This is a genomic window from Serratia sp. G204Y, assembly GCF_051172435.1.
GTDB lineage: Bacteria > Pseudomonadota > Gammaproteobacteria > Enterobacterales > Enterobacteriaceae > Serratia > Serratia sarumanii.
This window is the reverse complement of record NZ_JBPIZA010000001.1, coordinates 1,268,732-1,286,441: the sequence shown is the minus strand read 5'-3', so window position 1 is coordinate 1,286,441 and position 17,710 is coordinate 1,268,732. Positions and strand designations below refer to the sequence as shown.

General features: G+C 60.5%; 16 protein-coding genes and 1 riboswitch. Of the genes, 8 read left to right on the top strand and 8 right to left on the bottom strand.

The features are described 5' to 3' along the window. Positions 1–92: 92 nt before the first annotated feature. The 3 genes from ACSBQQ_RS06185 to ACSBQQ_RS06175 all read right to left on the bottom strand — a co-directional run bounded on the left by ACSBQQ_RS06185 (position 93) and on the right by ACSBQQ_RS06175 (position 4,690). The gene (locus ACSBQQ_RS06185; protein ID WP_033638493.1) at positions 93–1,562 is read right to left on the bottom strand and encodes a pyridoxal phosphate-dependent decarboxylase family protein; all 1,470 of its coding nucleotides are present in this window, start codon (positions 1,560–1,562) and stop codon (positions 93–95) included. 18 nt (positions 1,563–1,580) lie between these two features. Then, positions 1,581–2,963: a diaminobutyrate--2-oxoglutarate transaminase gene (locus ACSBQQ_RS06180; protein ID WP_072010260.1), complete on the bottom strand. Its 1,383-nt coding sequence runs from the start codon at positions 2,961–2,963 to the stop codon at positions 1,581–1,583. A gap of 506 nt (positions 2,964–3,469) precedes the next feature. Beyond that, positions 3,470–4,690, bottom strand: coding sequence for an NADH:flavin oxidoreductase/NADH oxidase family protein (locus tag ACSBQQ_RS06175; protein WP_060428086.1), 1,221 nt, complete (start codon positions 4,688–4,690; stop codon positions 3,470–3,472). A 71-nt stretch (positions 4,691–4,761) separates the two neighbouring features. On the opposite strand from ACSBQQ_RS06175, the gene ACSBQQ_RS06170 reads away from it, so the two are divergent. Then, on the top strand, positions 4,762–5,184 hold the full coding sequence (locus tag ACSBQQ_RS06170; RefSeq protein ID WP_060428084.1) for a MerR family transcriptional regulator: 423 nt from the start codon (positions 4,762–4,764) through the stop codon (positions 5,182–5,184). On the opposite strand, the gene eno is transcribed toward ACSBQQ_RS06170, so the two are convergent. The 3 genes from eno to ACSBQQ_RS06155 are packed head-to-tail and all read right to left on the bottom strand — an operon-like array spanning position 5,171 to position 7,869. Then, positions 5,171–6,454: a phosphopyruvate hydratase gene (gene eno / locus ACSBQQ_RS06165; protein ID WP_043147464.1), complete on the bottom strand. Its 1,284-nt coding sequence runs from the start codon at positions 6,452–6,454 to the stop codon at positions 5,171–5,173. The two genes, ACSBQQ_RS06170 and eno, sit on opposite strands and share 14 nt — an antisense overlap. A 17-nt stretch (positions 6,455–6,471) precedes the next feature. Next, positions 6,472–6,900 carry a universal stress protein gene (locus ACSBQQ_RS06160; protein WP_033648314.1) on the bottom strand — a complete coding sequence of 143 codons (429 nt, stop codon included), beginning with the start codon at positions 6,898–6,900 and terminating at the stop codon, positions 6,472–6,474. Positions 6,901–6,903: 3 nt separating this feature from the next. Then, positions 6,904–7,869, bottom strand: coding sequence for a DHHA2 domain-containing protein (locus tag ACSBQQ_RS06155; protein WP_033648315.1), 966 nt, complete (start codon positions 7,867–7,869; stop codon positions 6,904–6,906). Between the two features lie 40 nt (positions 7,870–7,909). Then, positions 7,910–7,985, bottom strand: a riboswitch (Fluoride riboswitch). Positions 7,986–8,165: 180 nt separating this feature from the next. On the opposite strand from ACSBQQ_RS06155, the gene ACSBQQ_RS06150 reads away from it, so the two are divergent. The 6 genes from ACSBQQ_RS06150 to ACSBQQ_RS06125 all read left to right on the top strand — a co-directional run bounded on the left by ACSBQQ_RS06150 (position 8,166) and on the right by ACSBQQ_RS06125 (position 14,850). Further along, a complete protein-coding gene (locus tag ACSBQQ_RS06150) occupies positions 8,166–10,046 on the top strand; it encodes a diguanylate cyclase domain-containing protein (RefSeq protein ID WP_033634542.1) in 1,881 nt (626 codons plus the stop codon). A gap of 71 nt (positions 10,047–10,117) precedes the next feature. Continuing rightward, positions 10,118–10,966: an AraC family transcriptional regulator gene (locus ACSBQQ_RS06145; RefSeq protein ID WP_033648316.1), complete on the top strand. Its 849-nt coding sequence runs from the start codon at positions 10,118–10,120 to the stop codon at positions 10,964–10,966. Between the two features lie 52 nt (positions 10,967–11,018). Beyond that, complete coding sequence (locus ACSBQQ_RS06140) at positions 11,019–11,426, top strand: DUF2000 domain-containing protein (protein ID WP_033634544.1); 408 nt, start codon at positions 11,019–11,021, stop codon at positions 11,424–11,426. Between the two features lie 341 nt (positions 11,427–11,767). Next, positions 11,768–12,085 (top strand): cupin domain-containing protein, encoded by a 318-nt coding sequence (locus ACSBQQ_RS06135; RefSeq protein ID WP_015377878.1) that lies wholly within the window; start codon positions 11,768–11,770, stop codon positions 12,083–12,085. A 351-nt stretch (positions 12,086–12,436) separates the two neighbouring features. Beyond that, the gene (locus ACSBQQ_RS06130; protein WP_043147468.1) at positions 12,437–13,228 is read left to right on the top strand and encodes an AraC family transcriptional regulator; all 792 of its coding nucleotides are present in this window, start codon (positions 12,437–12,439) and stop codon (positions 13,226–13,228) included. A gap of 86 nt (positions 13,229–13,314) precedes the next feature. After that, positions 13,315–14,850, top strand: a complete 1,536-nt coding sequence (locus ACSBQQ_RS06125; protein WP_039566127.1) for a phospholipase D family protein — start codon at positions 13,315–13,317, stop codon at positions 14,848–14,850. Positions 14,851–14,909: 59 nt separating this feature from the next. Here ACSBQQ_RS06125 and ACSBQQ_RS06120 read toward each other — a convergent pair whose 3' ends face one another. Continuing rightward, on the bottom strand, positions 14,910–15,797 hold the full coding sequence (locus ACSBQQ_RS06120) for an SDR family oxidoreductase (RefSeq protein WP_039566125.1): 888 nt from the start codon (positions 15,795–15,797) through the stop codon (positions 14,910–14,912). Positions 15,798–15,912: 115 nt separating this feature from the next. On the opposite strand from ACSBQQ_RS06120, the gene ACSBQQ_RS06115 reads away from it, so the two are divergent. After that, the gene (locus tag ACSBQQ_RS06115; RefSeq protein WP_039566122.1) at positions 15,913–16,833 is read left to right on the top strand and encodes a LysR family transcriptional regulator; all 921 of its coding nucleotides are present in this window, start codon (positions 15,913–15,915) and stop codon (positions 16,831–16,833) included. Here the strand turns inward: ACSBQQ_RS06115 and ACSBQQ_RS06110 are convergent. Next, positions 16,830–17,705, bottom strand: coding sequence for an efflux RND transporter periplasmic adaptor subunit (locus ACSBQQ_RS06110; protein WP_043147470.1), 876 nt, complete (start codon positions 17,703–17,705; stop codon positions 16,830–16,832). The genes ACSBQQ_RS06115 and ACSBQQ_RS06110 overlap by 4 nt on opposite strands. Between the last annotated feature and the right edge of the window lie 5 nt (positions 17,706–17,710).

Genomic DNA, 17,710 nt, shown 5'->3' with positions numbered 1-17,710 from the left:
TATCAGCGTAAACGCTGCGTCTCCTGCGATCTGATGAGCAATAAAAAAGCCGATAACGCAAGTTATCGGCTTGAGTGGTACACTGCGCGGCGTTACGCCGGCAGCTGCTGCGCGGTTTTCTCGACCAGCGCCAGCAACAGCTTGATGTCTTCCAGCGTCACGATCGGGTTCAGCAGCGTCATCTTCAGGCAGGTTACGCCATCGAATTCGGTCACGCCGACGTTGGCGCGGCCCGATTCCAGCAGGGCGTCGCCGATGCGCTGGTTGAACAGGGCGACGGCCGCGTCGCCGTTCGCCGCCAGCTGCGCCGGACGGTAGCGGAACAGCACGCTGGCCAGCTGCGGCTGCATCACCAGTTCCAGCGATTCCTGATCGGCGATGTAACGCGCTACCTGTTGCGCCAGCGTCACGCCATGATCGATGATCTCGGCGTATTGCTTCTGCCCCAGCGCCTCCAGCCCCATCCACAGCTTCAACGCATCGAAGCGGCGGGTGGTCTGCAGCGACTTGGACACCAGGTTCGGCACGCCTTGCGCTTCGTCGAACTCGGAGTTCAGGTAGGCCGCCTGATAGCGCATCAGCTCGTAGTGACGCTCGTCTTTCAGCAGGAAGGCGCCGCAGCTGATGGTCTGGAAGAACTGCTTGTGGAAGTCCAGGGTAATGGAGTCCACCAGTTCCAGGCCGTCCAGGTAGTCGCGGTACTGCTCGGAAAGCAGCAGCGCGCCGCCCCAGGCCGCATCCACGTGTACCCAAATCTGCTGCTGCGCCGCCAGCCGCGCGATGTCGCGCAGCGGGTCAATGGCACCGGCGTCGGTGGTGCCGGCGGTGGCGACAATCGCCATCACCTGCTCGCCGTTGGCCTTGGCCTGCGCCAGTTTTTCCGCCAGATCGTTCACGTCCATGCGGGCGAAGCGATCGGTTTTCACCAGGGTGACGGACTGATAGCCGAGGCCCATCAGCGCCATGTTCTTCTGCACCGAGAAGTGGGCATTTTCAGAACAGAACACCTTCAGCTTGCGCAGATCGCCCACCAGGCCATCCTGCTGCACGGAGTGGCCCTGACGCGCGAAGAATGCATCGCGCGCCAGCATCAGCCCCATCAGGTTGCTCTGGGTGCCGCCGCTGGTGAACACCCCGGCGTCGCCGGGCTGGTAACCAACCTGGGCGCGCAGCCATTCGATCAGCTTCATTTCGATCAGCGTGGCCGACGGGCTCTGATCCCAGGAATCCATGCTCTGGTTGGTGGCGTTGATCAGCACTTCGGCGGCCTGGCTTATCACCAGGCTCGGGCAGTGCAGGTGCGCCACGCACTGCGGGTGGTGCACCGACAGGCTGTCTTTCAAAAAGTACTCGATGGCGCGATCGATCGCCGCCTGGTTGCCCAGGCCTTGCGGGGTGAAGTCGAGCTTGATGCGCTCGCGCAGTTCGGCAACGCTTTTGCCCTGATACATCTCGGGCTGTTGCAGCCACTGCACGACGGCTTCACTGCTCTGCGCGATCGCCTGGCGGTAAGCCTCGGCGCTGTGCGCCGAGGAAGCCAGAATCGGGTTTAACTTGGACATCGCGGTCATTCGCTCCAATCAGACTGGCTTGACGCCGGCGGCCAACAGCGCCTGCTCAAATTTATCGAGGAAAATACCCAGCTCATCGTTGGTGATCAGCAGGGAAGGCAGCAGACGCAGCACGCAGCCATTGCGCCCGCCGCGCTCCAGGATCAGACCGGATTCGAAGCACTTTTTCTGCAGCAACGCGGACAGCTCGCCATCGGCCGGGTAGCAGCCCATGTGATCCTGCGCTTCGTTCGGCTTGACGATCTCGATGCCGATCATCAGGCCCAGGCCGCGGACGTGACCGATCACCGGATACCGTTTCTGCAGCTCGGCCAGTTTGCCTTTCAGCCATTCGCCCTGCGCGGCCACTTTGTCGGCGACCTGGTGCTCTTTCAGGTATTGCAGGGTGGTCAGGCCGGTGGCCATCGCCAGCTGGTTGCCGCGGAAGGTGCCGGTGTGGTGACCCGGTTCCCAGGCGTCGAACTCTTTCTTGATGCCCAGCACCGCGAGCGGCAAGCCGCCGCCGACCGCTTTCGACATCACGATGATGTCCGGCTCGATGCCCGCGTGTTCGAAGGCGAACAGCTTGCCCGTACGGGCGAAACCGGCCTGAACTTCGTCGATGATCAGCAGAATGCCATGCTCCTGCGTCACTTTGCGGATGCGCTGCAGCCACTCGGCCGGCGCCGGGTTAACGCCGCCTTCGCCCTGAACGGCTTCCAGGATCACCGCCGCCGGTTTGCGCACGCCGCTTTCCACGTCGTTGATCAGGTTGTCGAAGTAGTAGGTCAGCGCCTTGACGCCGGCTTCGCCGCCGATGCCCAGCGGGCAGCGGTATTCATGCGGGTAAGGCATGAACTGCACTTCCGGCATCATGCCGTTGATCGCCGCCTTCGGCGACAGATTGCCGGTGACCGACAGCGCGCCGTGGGTCATGCCGTGATAGCCGCCGGAGAAGCTGATCACGCCAGAACGGCCGGTGTGCTTTTTCGCCAACTTCAGCGCGGCTTCCACCGCATCGGCGCCGGACGGGCCGCAGAACTGCAGGCAATATTCTTTGCCTTCGCCCGGCAACAGAGAGAGCAGGTAATCGGAGAAACGATCTTTTAACGGGGTCGTGAGATCGAGAGTATGTAACGGCAAGCCGCTGGTAATGACATTTTGGATGCTTTGCAGGACGTCGGGGTGATTATGTCCAAGAGCCAACGTTCCCGCCCCGGCCAGGCAATCAAGATATTGATTATTCTCAACATCAGTGATCCAAACGCCCTGGGCTTTCGCAATTGCCAACGGCAATTTGCGCGGATAACTCCTAACATTCGACTCAAATTCGGCTTGGCGCGCCAAATAGGTTTCATTGTTTCCGTTTAATGAGTTTGCAACTAAAGTATCAATACGGACTTTATCCGTCATCATATCTCTCCTACAACCGAAGGTCTCAAGACGCAACGATTGAATTAATGAATTAGAAAAGTAACTGCCTTGTGAAAAGCGCGACCAATATATGGCTTTTTCGCCTGGGACTCAATAGCCGATTTTGTTTTGAATTGTTTAGTTTTTTCTTAGGCTCATCAATATGTTGTTGATTTGTTGACCGTTGGTTTTGCCGGCAAAAAACAACATTTCTTTAACATTGCGCAAAAATGCTTTTCTGCTTTCCTTTGGCTGCTTCTTTAATGCATTTATTATTAAGGTGAATTTCCGATTAATAACATAAATAGAAAATAGCGGCTTATTTTCATCTATTCACCACCTTAAGTCCTAAAGCGGTTATATACACAAAATTTGTGATGAATATAAGCAGCCGAGCGTTAAAAGCGCAGTATCCAGAGCGGTGATTTCTTGCAGATTTTACGTAGCGCGATCAAAAAAGCGGGATTTTTGTGCGGCCGCCGGCGTGTTTGCCGGCGCCGCGGTCATTAACGTTGCTGTAACCAGGCGTGGTAACGCTGCAGGATACGGCGGGTACGCCACTGATCGACGACCAGCGTGAACAGCGGCGAGTAGCGCACATTGCGCGGCCGATCGTCACTCAACGCGCGCATCCGGCGCTTGACCAACGCCATGCGGGCGAGCGACGCCATCACCTTGCTGCGCCAGGTGACCGGGGCAGGCAGCGCATGGGGGGCCGCGCCGGTTTGCCAGCGCCGCGGCAGATCGGGCACTTCCGCCATGGCGGTAGCGATGCCGACGACCGCGACGCCGCTGTCCAGCACCCGCTGCGCCACCGACGGGCGGGCGATGCCGCCGGTGGTCATCACCGGCATGCGCGCGACGGCGGCAAGATCGCGGGCGAAGGTCAGAAAATAAGCTTCGCGCGCCAGAGTGCGGCCGTCCGCCGTGTCGCCTTGCATCGCCGGGCTTTCGTAGCTGCCGCCGGACAGTTCGATCAGATCGACCGGCAACTCGTTCAACATCAGCACCACCTGGCGGGCATCGTCCGATGAAAAACCGCCGCGCTGGAAATCGGCGGAGTTCAGTTTGACCGCCACGCAAAATTCCGGCGAGACGCGCTCGCGCACCGCACGCACTACCTCCAGCAGCAACCGGGCGCGGTTCGCCAACTCGCCGCCCCAGCGATCGTTGCGCTGGTTGGTCAGCGGCGAGAGAAACTGGGAAATCAGATAGCCGTGCGCCGCGTGGATCTCCACGCCGGTAAAACCGGCCTGTTCGGCGGCGTGCGCGCTGGCGGCGAAGCGCGCGATCACCTCGGCAATCTGCGCTGCATCCATCGCCTGCGGCTGGGCGAACAGCTTGCTGTGCTTGCCCATCGCCAGCGGGATGGCGGAGGGCGCCCACGCGTTACCGCCCATGTTCGCCATCACCTGCCGGCCCGGGTGGTTAAGCTGCATCCACACCTGCGCGCCGCCCTGGCGCGCGGCCTTGGCCCAGGTTTCGAACGGGGCGAGCGGCGTGTCCTGTTCCAGCACCACGCCGCCGGGGCCGGTCATGGCGCGGCCGTCGATCATCACGTTGCCGGTGATGATCAAGCCGGCGCCGCCTTCGGCCCAGTAGCGGTATAAGCGCCACAGCGCCATGCCGGGCAATTGGCCCGGGGCGGCCAGATTTTCTTCCATCGCCGCCTTGGCCAGACGGTTGGATAAACGGCTGCCGTTGGGCAGTGTCAGTGGGGTAAACATCGGTTTGCGCTCCTGTCGTACGGGGAATGGCGCTATACTAGGTTTAAAGTTAACTTTAAGGTCAATAGGGCATGAAGATCGGAGAATTGGCGCAGCGCGCCGGCGTGGCCGCCTCGGCGATACGCTACTACGAGCAGCTGGGGTTGCTGCCGAAACCGGTGCGTGGCGTCAACGGCTATCGGGTCTACAGCGATAGCGCGCTGGAGCGATTGCACCTGATCCAAATCGGCCAAAATCTGGGTTTTTCGCTGCAGGCGATCCAACGGGTGCTGGCGCTGCAGGGCAGCGCTTATCAGGATGGGTTGATACGCGGCGTCGATGAACGGCTGGCGGAGATCGAGCTGATGATGGCCACGCTGAATGAACAACGAGAAACCTTGTTGACGACCCGGCTGACCTTATTGGCGTCCGGTGTCGCCGGCCTGTGTCAAGCCAAGGGCGAAAAACAGGCCGACGCATCGCCGGCCCGGCCGGCAAAGCTTAGCGGCGTTTAAAGGCGGAACGCCCGGCATACACCGCCGAGGCGCCCAACTGATCTTCGATGCGCATCAGCTGATTGTATTTTTCGATGCGCTCGCCGCGGCTCGGCGCGCCGGTTTTCAGATGGCCGGCTCGCATCGCGACCGTCATGTCGGCGATAAAGCTGTCGACGGTTTCACCGCTGCGGTGCGAGATAAAGGTGCCCCAGCCGTTCGCCTGGCAGAGCTGTACGGCGGCGAAGGTTTCGCTCAGCGTGCCGATCTGGTTCAGCTTGATCAGCGCCGCATTGGCCAACCGTTCATCAATCCCGCGCTGGATGTATTTCACGTTGGTGACGAACAGATCGTCGCCGACCAGCTCCACCTGGTCGCCCAGGGCGTCGCTCAGAATACGCCAGCCGGCCCCGTCGTCCTCGGCCAAGCCGTCTTCAATCAGCACGATGGGGAAATCCTGCACCAGCCGTTGGTAATAGGCCGTCATCTGGGCTGCGTCCAACTCGAGGTTCTCGCTGCGCAGGCGGTACTTGCCGTCGGCGTAGAATTCGCTCGAGGCCGGATCCATGCAGATCGCGATATCTTCTCCCGGCCGGTAGCCGGCTTTCTCTATCGCCTGCACTATCAGCTCGAGCGGCTGGCGGTTTGAAGCGACCGCCGGCGCAAAACCGCCTTCGTCACCGACGCCGACCGACAGGCCTTTTTCCAACAGGATTTGGCGCAGCGCCTGATAAACTTCACTGCCCCAGCGCACGGCCTCGCGCAACGACGGTGCGCCCAGGGGGGCTATCATAAACTCCTGAAAGTCCGCCCCTTGCCAGCGGGCGTGCACGCCGCCGTTGATGATATTCATGCAGGGCACCGGCAGCAGATTGGCGCCGATGCCGCCCAGATAACGATACAGCGGCAGCTGCGACAATTGCGCCGCGAGGCGGGCGGCGGCCAGAGACACGCCGAGCAGGGCGTTGGCCCCCAATCGGCTTTTGTTCTCGCTGCCGTCCAGCGCGATCAGCCGGCGGTCTATCTCCGCCTGTTGGCGCACATCCACTCCGCGCAACGCCTCGTTGATCGCCGTTTTGACGCTGTGCACCGCCTCCAGTACGCCTTTGCCGCCGAAACGGCGCGGATCGCCGTCGCGGTGCTCCACCGCCTCGCGCGATCCGGTGCTGGCTCCCGAAGGCACCGAAGCCCGGGCCACGACGCCCGCCGCGCTCATGTCGACTTCGACGGTCGGGTTGCCGCGCGAATCCAGGATCTCTCTGGCGGTTACGCTTTCAATCTCATAGCTCATGGGGGTGTCACCTCGTTCTAGGGAGTGGGAACGTGTTTTATCAGCACGTCGATGGATAAATGGTTGATGAATTCGAAACCGAAGGAGGCAAAGACGCCAAACGGACGGTTCTGATGGCCGAGCAACAAAAGATCGACGCCTTCACGGGCAATCAGGGCTTCGACGTCTTTGAAGCGATGGATGCTGACGATTGCGCGCACCTCCAGGGGGATTGAGCAGTCTTCCACCAGGCGGCTGAGCATGGCTTTGGCGGCGATCACCTCGCTGGACTGGCGATCTTTGGTTTGCGCATCGCTGAGGTAGTCCAGCTCGGCATAGTCGGCGCTGATGTGCGCCACGGTAATGCGCGTATTCATCTGCTGATTGAGGCGTTCGGCATGGCGCAACAGCAGCCGGCCGTCGCGTTCATCCTGTACCAGCAGTAAAGCATGTTGATAGAGCGGCATGACTTATCTCCCTGCGTTAGCGATCTGGAGGGTTAACCACGGTAAAACCTCTTTTTTTCGGCTCGTCATACCGGGCAGCGATACCTGACGAATGCCGAGCACCCGGTTCGACGAGAAATACAGGGTGGAGCGGCGGCGGGTGATATCGGTGACCAATAGTGCAGCCATCTCCAGCCCGGCTTCCTGCTTCGCTTGTTCAAGCGCCTGTTGCAGTGCGGGCAACAGCGGATCGATGTCGCTCATGGCCCGCACTTCTATCTGCGACAGCAGCAGCGAGACGCTATGGATGCGGTAATCCTTGGCGTCGCGGTGCAGCAACTGCGCGGCGGATTGCCCCGAGAGATCGGTTTTGGCGGCCAGCAGCCCGGCGGTGAAGGCGTCATAGTCGACGTGAGAGATTGCGCGTAACCGGGTGACCGCCAGCCGATCCTGTTCCGTGGTGGTTGGCGCACTGAGCGCGACGGTATCGCTCAGGATGGCGCCCAGCAGCAGCGTGGCCTGGGCGGCGTTAAGTGGCATTGGCTTTTCTGTCGTCAGGATCTGCAGGATCACGGTGGCGCAACAGCCGACGGCGCGCACCCAGACATCGGGCGGGTTGCGGGTGACTAACGTGCCCAGCCGGTGATGGTCGATAACGCCGACCACGTCGCTGTCGAGCAATGAGGCCGGGCCTTGTTCGATATCGGTAAAGTCGACCAGCCAGACTTTGCGGTCACGAAGATCGCCTTTCAGCAGCGCAGGCGCCTGTACGCCGGCGGCAGCCAGTATGTAGCGGGTTTCCGGCGTCAGGTCGCCGAGGCGGAAAGCCACGGCCGGTTTGCCGAGGTGATTGAGCCAGTCCGCGACCACCAGCGCGCTGCAGATGCTGTCGCTGTCGGGATTTTTATGGCCGAAAACGTACAGGGGCATTTCCCGCGCGACGGCATCGGGCTGGAACGGAAAAGGGGTAAGACGTGAGATTTCATTCATAGCGACTCCTGACATACCTGCCTAAAAAATAAAGCGAAGTTGTATATCAGGCGTCATCATCCGGTTCGAGTGAACGCGGCGGTTGGGAAAGGTGGAACACCATCACCTTGTGAACGACTGTAGCGCAGCGCGGGGGTAAACGCAACGGCCGGCAAAGCTGGCGAGAATGCGCAATCGGATTGATACTGAGTGAGTCTATGATGGACAAGGATATTTGTCGCTGACCGACGGATAGGGCGAACGGACTCACGCCGGCTGGCTGCGCCGGATCCGTGGGTGACACAATGGGAGACAACATGCTCGAACCCTGCTTCCCCGAAAACGAAGCCGAACGCCTGTCGGTATTGAATTCGCTGAACGTGCTGGATTCAAACTCGGTGGAAAAACTGGATCGCATCACGCGGCTGGCGGCGAAATACTTCGGCGTGACCATTGCGCTGGTGTCGCTGATCGACCGGGATCGCCAATGGTTTTTATCGCGCTACGGTCTGGATGCCCGGGAAACGCCGCGCAATATCTCGTTTTGCGGCCATGCGATCTTGCAACGCGAAGCGCTGGTGGTGCCCGATACCGCCAACGACCCGCGCTTTTTCGATAATCCGCTGGTGATCGGCGGGCCGAGGATCGGTTTCTACGTCGGGCAGCCGCTGCTGTCGCTCGACGGGTTGCCGCTCGGCACCCTGTGCATTATCGACAGCCACCCGCAGCCGTTTTCCCCGGAACAACTGGCCGATCTGCATGATTTCGCCGCCGTGGTGGAGGAGTATCTGCAAAGTATTGAGCGCCACGTCTATACCGAAAACCTGAAGTCCGACCTGCAGCGCACGGAGGCCCTGTTCGAACAGACCTTCGCCCAGGCGGCGGTAGGGATGGCGCTGGTTTCGCTGCAGGGGTATTGGCTGCGGGTGAACCCGCGCATCTGCGAAATGCTGCACTATTCCGAGCGCGAACTGATGGATCGCACCTTCCAGGACATTACCTATCCGCTCGATCTCAATACCGACCTGGAAAAGCTGCAGCAGCTGTTGAAAAATGAAATCAGCACCTACTCGATGGAAAAACGCTATTTCCGCGCCGACGGCTCGATCGTTTGGGTGCAGCTGACGGTGGCGCTCAATCGCTTGCCGAACGGCAAACCGGACCATTTCATCTCGGTTATCGTCGATATCAGCGAGCGCAAGGCGGCCGAGGCCGATCTGTTCGCGTTGCAGCATGAGCTGGAGGAACGCGTCGAAACCCGCACGCGGGAGCTGAACGTGGTGGTCAAAAAACTCAACGAAGAGATTGAAACCCGCGTGCTCGCCGAATATCAGCTCAGTGCGGAGAAGGAGCGTCTGCGCGCCATTACCGACAACATGCCGGCCTTAATCAGCCAGATCGACGGCAATGAACGCTACCTGTTCGCCAACAGCGCCTACAAAACCTGGTTCGGTCTGGAGGAGTCCAGCCTCAGGGGGATGACGGTGCGTGATTTCATGGGGGAAAGCGTTTATCGGATAGCAAAACCGATGATCGAACGGGCCCTCGCGGGCGAAATGGTGAGTTTTGAGAATGAGCTGCAGACCCGGCAGGGGCTGCTGATGATCCACACCACGCTGGTGCCGTGCGAAGCGCAGGGCTTTTACATTCTCGCCATGGACATCACCGAACTGAAGCGGCTGCAGCAGCGGCTGGAATATGACGCGACCCACGACATGCTGACCGGATTGACCAACCGCCGTGCGTTTCTGCGCCGGTTGTCGGGCACGCTGCAGGCTTGTTGCCATCAGCGGCAGATGGCGCTGCTGTTTATCGATCTCGACGGCTTCAAAACCCTTAACGACAGCTATGGCCATGATTTCGGCGACGCGATCCTGAAAACCTTCGCCACGTTGCTCAGCGCCTGCGCCGGCGAGCGCCACAGCGTCTCGCGTCTTGCCGGTGACGAGTTCACGGTGATCCTGTGGCCGTTGACGGATCCGCGGCGCGAGGTCAGCGAGTTTTGCGAAAACGTGTTGGCGCAACTGGCCACAATTACGCAGATCGGGCCGCAGAAGGTACGGCTTTCCGCCAGCATCGGCGCGGCCATTTCCCCACGCGGCGATGTGACGGAGGAGATGCTGCTGACCCGCGCCGACGGCGCGATGTATCAGGCGAAATCGGCCGGGAAGGGCACTTACGCCATCTGCGAGCTGTGAGCGTGCAACCGCGGCGGTGTCAGGGTAAGCTGTTTTTTCTTTTCCTGTGAGCAGAACTCCGGACTGATTGCATGGCGTCAAATCATCAACATAAAGACTGGCTCGAATTGCGACGCGATGACGAAACCGGTATTGAGAGCGTCAACGCTCACTTTCAGGGGCATGCCTACGATCCTCACGATCATGATGAAATGCTGGTGGGCGTCACGCAGCAGGGCTTGCAGCGTTTCCATTGCCACCGCTCGCTGCATACCAGCCGGCCGGGGCGCGCCATGCTGATCGAGCCGGGCGCGGTGCACGATGGCCATGCGCCGCAGGCCGAGGGGTTTACCTATGCGATGCTTTATCTGCCGCAGCGCTGGGTCTCCGACGCGATGAGCCGCCGCGGATTGGGGGACGCTTCGGTGCTGGAAGGCGCCTTCCACAGCACGTTGACCGACGATCCGATGCTGGCGACCGCGATCCACCAGGCGTTTTTTGCATTGCATCAGGGGGAAGGCCGGCTGGCGCGCGATCAAAGCCTGGATCAACTGCTGACGCTTTTGGCACGGCATATTCGCGTTCGGCCAACTTCCCAAAGCGATGACGCTTTAATTGAGATGAATCGCTTGCGGGACTATTTGCACGAGCACATGGCGGATAATCCCAGCCTGGATGAACTTGCTCTTCAGTGCGGCCTGGACCGTTTCCGCCTGACTCGCCAGTTCACCCGGGCTTTCGGCCAGTCGCCGCACGCTTATTTGGTTCGGTTGAGGCTGCGGGCTGCACGCTTGCTGTTGGCGCAGGGGGAAGAACCGGCGCAGGTCGCCATGCAGGTGGGTTTTGCCGATCAGAGCCATTTGGGCCGCTGGTTCCAGCGCGCCTACCGATTATCGCCGGCGGCCTATCAACGCCAGTGCACAAACGTTCTATACCGTTGACATGCCATCTCCGATGATGCGCGTTTAACAGCACAACGGAGTAGAGCGAAATATGTTTGATACCAAGATAGCGTTTATCGTGCGTGACGATCTGCCGACCTGGCAGCGGCTGAACGTGGTGGCCTTTCTGGCGACGGGCATCGCCGCCGCGGCTCCGGAAATCATCGGCGAGCGTTACGTGGATGCGCAGGGCAGACGCTACGGCGCCATTTCCGGGCAGCCGATGCTGATTTTCGCCGCGGATCTGCCGGGCCTGCAAAATGTGCATCGCAAAGGATTGGAGCGGGAATTAACGCTGATCCCCTATGTGCACGCCATGTTCGCGACCGGGCACGATGAAGCCAACCGCCAGGTTTTTCTCGCTGAAGACGCGGACAATCTGGATTTGGTCGGCCTGGCGCTGCGCGGGCCGAAGAAAGCGGTGGATAAGGCGATAAAAGGCCTGGCGCTCCACGGCTAGGGCTGGAAAGTGCGCCGCCCGGCGGCGAAAGCAGGGGGCCAGCCCCATGCCGTCTGAATGGCGGCATGGTGGCTTTGGCGGCAACACTTGAATGAGGTTCGGGCATCATTAAATGATAAGAACCGCGGTTTTTTGCGCCGTCGGCGAGGCTCTTATATATTTAGTAGCATGCCTGAGGCAGGTTAGGCATGAAACGGCGGTCGGTCGGGCCGCTGCAAGTACGACAGTTAATCCGTTCGCCAAGAGGCTGCGAGCCTGTGCTTTCGGTAGGGACAGCCGCCAATCGTTTTTACGGCGACCGAAGGCGGAGCAGCTACTCACAGGTCACGAGGACACTTACCATGCATAAGAGAACACTGGCGTCACTGCATTACGAAAACATGCCTTACGATGGGGTACACTTTCATATTTTGAAACGGGAAACACCTGGCCATACGGCGTTGCTGAAGCTGGATGCGGGCAGCCGACAACCGGCGCGTTTTCATCCGGGCTGGGTGAAACTGATGGTGCTGAGCGGTGAACTGAAGGTTGACGATCAGACGTTGCAACCCCATGAGATGTTAATCATTCCTGCCAATACCGCCTATACGGTACAGGCCATTACGGAAGTGATTTGTCTGGCGATTTCCGAGCTGGACGGTGCCGAGCTGGCCCGTTGATGAAATAACAACTCTGGATGGAGGAGAGCCTAGGCGCTCTCCCTATCCCTTCAGCATTAAGCCGCCCCCCCGGGCTGAGCTGCCTGCTGATTGATGCGTATACCTCCTGATTATGCCACCGCGCTTTCCCTATCCATCACTTTCGGCCACGTCGCCCCCGCAACGAGCCGCCATTGCGCAGCGCATGCGCAACGCCTGCGTTTTACGCAGAACGATGAAATTTTGGTGTAAATAGTGAGTTTCTTCGCATAAGGCCCCTGGTGTGGCTTGCGACAGCGTCACTATATGGAGGATCATGCGACTCCTCTATCAAATAAAAGACATTCGCGTTATCAAAAGGGACAAACGGCCATGGGATTCGAAGTCGACAATGCCGAAACGAAACGCATCGACCTCAGCAGCCACGAAAACTCCTCGTTCGAGGTGACGGGGCTGGTGAAACACTATCCGGCGGGCTTCGTCATTCCTTACCACTCGCATAGGCGCTGCCACTTGCTCTATTCGCAGCAGGGCGTTATGGCGGTCGAGGCGAGCAGCGGGCGCTGGATCGTTCCGCCCACCACCGCAGTCTGGCTGCGGCCGGGGGTAGAGCATCAGATCGTCATGCAGAGCAACATCTGCGTTTACGGGATTTTGGTCGATGAAATCACCGCCGCGCGTTTGCCGCTGCGCGATGGCGTCTTGCAGGTCTCACCGCTGTTGCGAGAACTGATCGCTCAGCTGGCGACGCTGGCGCCCGAAGGGGCGGAGACCCAACGCAATGCGCTGCTCAGAGCGTTGTTCCTTGAGGAGTTGAGCCTGCAGCCGCAGCTGGCGCTGCACCTGCCTTGGCCGGCAGAGGCGAGAATGGCCGAAATTTGCCGGCGGTTGGTCATCACGCCGGCCGACGATCGCGGCATTGAGGCCTGGGCCGATTCACTGTCGATCAGCGTAAAGACCTTTCAACGCCATTTCAGCCAACAAACCGGCATTACCTTCGGCCAGTGGAAACAGCGCCTGCGGCTGCTGTCGTCCATTCCGCTGCTGCTGGCCGGCCACTCGATCATCCACGCCGCCTTCGAAAGCGGTTACGAGAGCCACAGCGCCTATTCGGTGGCGTTCAAAAAACTGTTTGGCGTTTCGCCTTCGCGCTTTACGCTATAGCCTTATGGCATAGCGCGCTTCTCCTATAGATTGAAGCAACCTAATGACGTATAAAGCAAAGCAGTCAACCTCCGAGGCCGCTTCCCGTGATAAAAATTGTCGTGTATCTGATTCTCGCCGTGACGATCGCCATTATTGCGGCAAGAGTCCTCTTTCGTTTGCCGGATATTTCCCAGCGTCTGCCGCAGGCGGCGTTGCCGGCGGATCCTGCCGCCCAGTTACCGGCGCGGGCCGCCGAACTGATGGCGGCGCATCCTGGCCTGAGCGGCGTGGTGCCGCTGGCCAGCGGGCACGATGCGTTCGCCAGCCGCCTGGCGTTGGCGCGGATGGCGGAAAGGTCGATCGACGCCCAGTACTACATCTGGCATAACGACACCTCCGGGCAGATCCTGCTGAAAACCCTGTATGACGCCGCACAACGCGGCGTGCGCGTGCGGCTGCTGCTGGACGATAACGGCGTCGCCATGGACGAGACCCTGGCGGCGCTGAACGCCCAGGAAAACGTCGAGATCCGCCTGTTCAACCCATCAACCGTGCGCACGCCGAAGTTGGCCGGCTACGCCTTTGACTTTATGCGCATGAATCGGCGCATGCATAACAAGTCTTACATCGTCGACGGCGCCGTGGCGATCATCGGCGGCCGCAACATTGGCGACGAGTATTTCCAGGTCGGCGACGAAAACTATTTCCTCGATCTCGACGTGCTGAGCGTCGGCAGCGTAGTGGCAGAAACGGCCGAGGTGTTCGATCGCTACTGGAACAGCGCGTCGGTGTTCGGCGTTGAGCAAATTATCCGGGGCAAAGGTAATCTTTCTGCCTTCCTGACGCAGGCCACCGCGACCGAAAGCAGCGAACGGGCCCGCAAATTGGCGGTGCAGCTGGAAACCAGCGCGGTGCGCTTTCGCGATGGCGCCGTCCAGCCGGAATTCACCCAGGTAGAGCTGGTGGCCGACGATCCGGCGAAAGGGCTGGGCAAGGCGTCGCGCGATCGGTTGATGGTGACGCAGCTCGGCAAGATCATCGGCGGCGTCGGCCGGCAACTGGATCTGGTTTCCGCCTATTTCGTGCCGGGGCGGGAAGGGGCGAGCTTCTTTGAATCGCTTGCCAAACAGGGGAAGTCCATACGCGTGCTGACCAACGCGATGAACACCACCGACGTGCTGGTGGTGCATGCCGGCTACGCCAAATACCGGCGTGAGCTGCTGCAGGCGGGCGTCGAACTGTTCGAGCTGAAGCTGCGCGCCGGTCAACCGACCGGGCGCAAGGAACTCAAGCCGCTGGGGCTGTCCGGCGCGGCGCTGCACGCGAAAACCTTCGCCATCGATGATAAGCGGGTGTTTATCGGTTCGTTCAATTTCGATCCGCGCTCGGCGCACCTGAACTGCGAAATGGGCTTCTTGATCGACAGCCCGACGCTGGCGGCCGACACTCGCCAACTGTTTGATGGCCCGCTCGAGTACGCCGCCTACCGCCCGGTATTGACGCCCGAGGGCAAAATGGTGTGGAAAGAAGCCTTCGAAGACGGCCACACCGAGGTGCATCAGCAAGAGCCCGGCGCCGGCTGGGTAAAACGCATTATTCTCACCGTGGCCGGCTGGCTGCCGATCGAGTGGATGCTGTAACGGCGCGGCGGGAGGGAAAAGGAAGGTTCGCCGGTGTTGGCCGGCGAACCTTGCGAGGCTCAGTAGGCCAGCTTGTCACGGTGCTTGCGGATAAACGCCCTTAGCCGCATCGGCTCTCTGCCCGCGATCTGCGGGAAATTATCGAAAACCTCATCGACGCCTGGGATATCGCGAGCCGCCATGCGGCGAAAATTGTCGTAGACGCAGCTCATGTAGGCCATTTCGGCACCCGTCGCGCGCATCTCATCCAGAAAAACCTGCGGATCTTGTGATTCATAGCGGAACGGCTGCCCCAGCTCTTCCGTCATCATGGCAGCGATCTCGCCGTAGGATTTAACGTCATAGCCCATGCGGTAGGTTTGGCCGCCGTGCCGCTCGGGGTGTAGCAGCGCCAGCGCCGCCGCCTGCGCTACATCGTCGCCGTCCACCCAGCTGAACGGCGCATCGCCGGTATATTGCCGGATCACGCCGTTTTTCACCGCCGGTACGCCGTCGTAGTTGAGCAGGTTCTGCATAAAGCACTCCGGCCGCAGGTGGGTGAAAGAAAATCCCGACCACTCGATGTAACGCTCGATGAGCTGGTGCCAGGCCCAATGCGCGACGGTGGTGTCGTCACGGCCGCAGGCGCCGAGGTGCACGACATGCCGCACGCCGGCCTGGCGCGCGCGATCGAGAAACACCTTGCTTTGCCGCAGCATGTCCACCGTGTAGCCAGTGGCCAGAAATACGCGCTCGATGCCGGCCAGCGCCGGTGCCAGCGTCTCTTCCCGATCAAAATCGAGCTGGACGGTGCGGATACCCAGTTTTTCGAAGGGCGCCGCCTTGGCGGGAGAGCGCACGGCGGCAACCGGCTCGATCTCTGCCTGGGATTGTAAAAGACGCAGGGTCGCACCGCCTATCTGGCCGGTGGCGCCGGTGATCAGGATCTGGGGCTTCTTGTTCTTCATAACTTACCTCTTGCGGTTTTTAACGCTGTGAGGGAAAGTCTATAGGAATAAAAATCATGATTTGCGCTATAAATTACCGAGTTGCGGGAACTAAATTCATCAATAAGGCAGGGGAATGTTTTCTTCCGAACGTCTTAAAGGGATCGGTCTGTTTGTTTGCGTGGCCGATATGGGCAGCTTTACGCTGGCGGCGGAACGCCTGAACCTGACCGCTTCTGCCGTCAGCAAAGGGATCGCCCGGCTGGAAAGCCGATTACAGACGAAGCTGTTCCAGCGCACCACGCGGCGGCTGGCGCTGACCGACGCCGGCACCCAATTTTATCGCACCTGTACCGGCGTGTTGGCCGAGCTGGAAGAGGCCGAACTGGCGATGCAGGCGGAAAGCGCCGAGCCGCGCGGCAGGGTGCGCATCGATCTTCCCGCTTCCTTTGGCCGTTTGCATGCGCTGCCGGTGATCTTGCGATGTATTGAGGATCACCCATTGCTGGTGCCGCATATCACGTTTACGGACCGCTTCGCCGATCCGGTCAGTGAAGGCATCGATATCCTGGTGCGTATCGGCGGTTCGGATGTGTGGCCAAATACGCTGGGGCATCACTACCTTGGTAAGCAGCGGCATATCTTCTGCGCCGCGCCCGGCTACCTGAAGCGACAGGGTGAACCCACCACCGCCGCTGAATTGGCGCATCATCACTGCGTGCTGTATCAGGAAAACGACGGCATGCAGACGCCCTGGCATTTCTCCGGAAGCGGTGCCCAGCCGGTAGAGCGAAGAACGCTGACGCCGCGGGTGGCCATTGGCGATGCGGAGGGGCAACTGACGGCGGTGCTGGCGGGGCACGGCATCGCTCAGTTACCGACCTGGCTGGTCAAACGGCAGCTAGAGGAGGGGGCGTTGGCCGAGGTGTTGCCGCATCTGGCGACCGACGGCCTGCCGATCAACGTGGTCTGGCTGAAAAGCCGCCGGGCTCAGCCGAAGGTCAGCGCCTTGCTTCAGGCGCTGATCGCCGGTTTGACGCCGGAGGGACAGGCTTAATGAGTTTCGCTTAAACTGACCGTCGCCGTGCGGCCGGCGATCAGCTCGACGCCGTGGGGAATGGTGTCGATCGCGATGCGCACCGGGATGCGCTGCGCCAGACGGATCCAGCTGAATGTCGGGTTGACGTTGGCGAGCAGATTGCCGGCGGCGGTGGTGCGCTCGCTGTCGTTGATGCCGGCGGAAAGCCCGTCGACGTGGCCATACAGCGGCTGCCTTTCCCCCATGATGCGGATCACCACCTTGTCACCGTTCTGGATGCGGCCCAGCTTGGTCTCTTCGAAGTATCCGGCGATGTAGAAACTGTTGGAATCCACCAACGCCATGATCGGCTGACCGGCGGTCGCGTAAGCGCCGGGGCGCAGGGAGAAGTTGGTGATCACGCCATCCACCGGCGCATAGAGATCGGCGCGCTGCAGGTTGATGCGCGCCAGCGCCCGATCCGCCAGGGCCTGATCCAGATTGGCCTTTGCCAGCGATTGGGCATCGCGGCGATTGTCGCGTTCCTGCTGTGAAATAGCCGACTGCAGCGCCTGATAGCGCCGGTTTTCGCGCTGGGATGACGCCAACTGGACGTTGGCGCGTTCAACGGCGGCCTCGGCCTGATCCAGCGCATTGCGCAGCCGTACTTTGTCCAGGCTGAGCAGCAGCTGCCCTTTATGCACCAGCTGGTTGTCGTGAATGTGCACGGCGTCCACCTTGCCGGAAACATCCGTGGCCAGCGGCACCACGTCGGCGCGGATCTTGCCGTCGCGCGTTTGCGGGGCATAGGTGTAATAGAGATAAAGCTGCCACAGCACGCCTGCCGCGATCAAAACGGCAATCAGGGTCAGCGCGGGGCGCAGCAGAACAAGGGTACGTTCACGAAACATGGGGT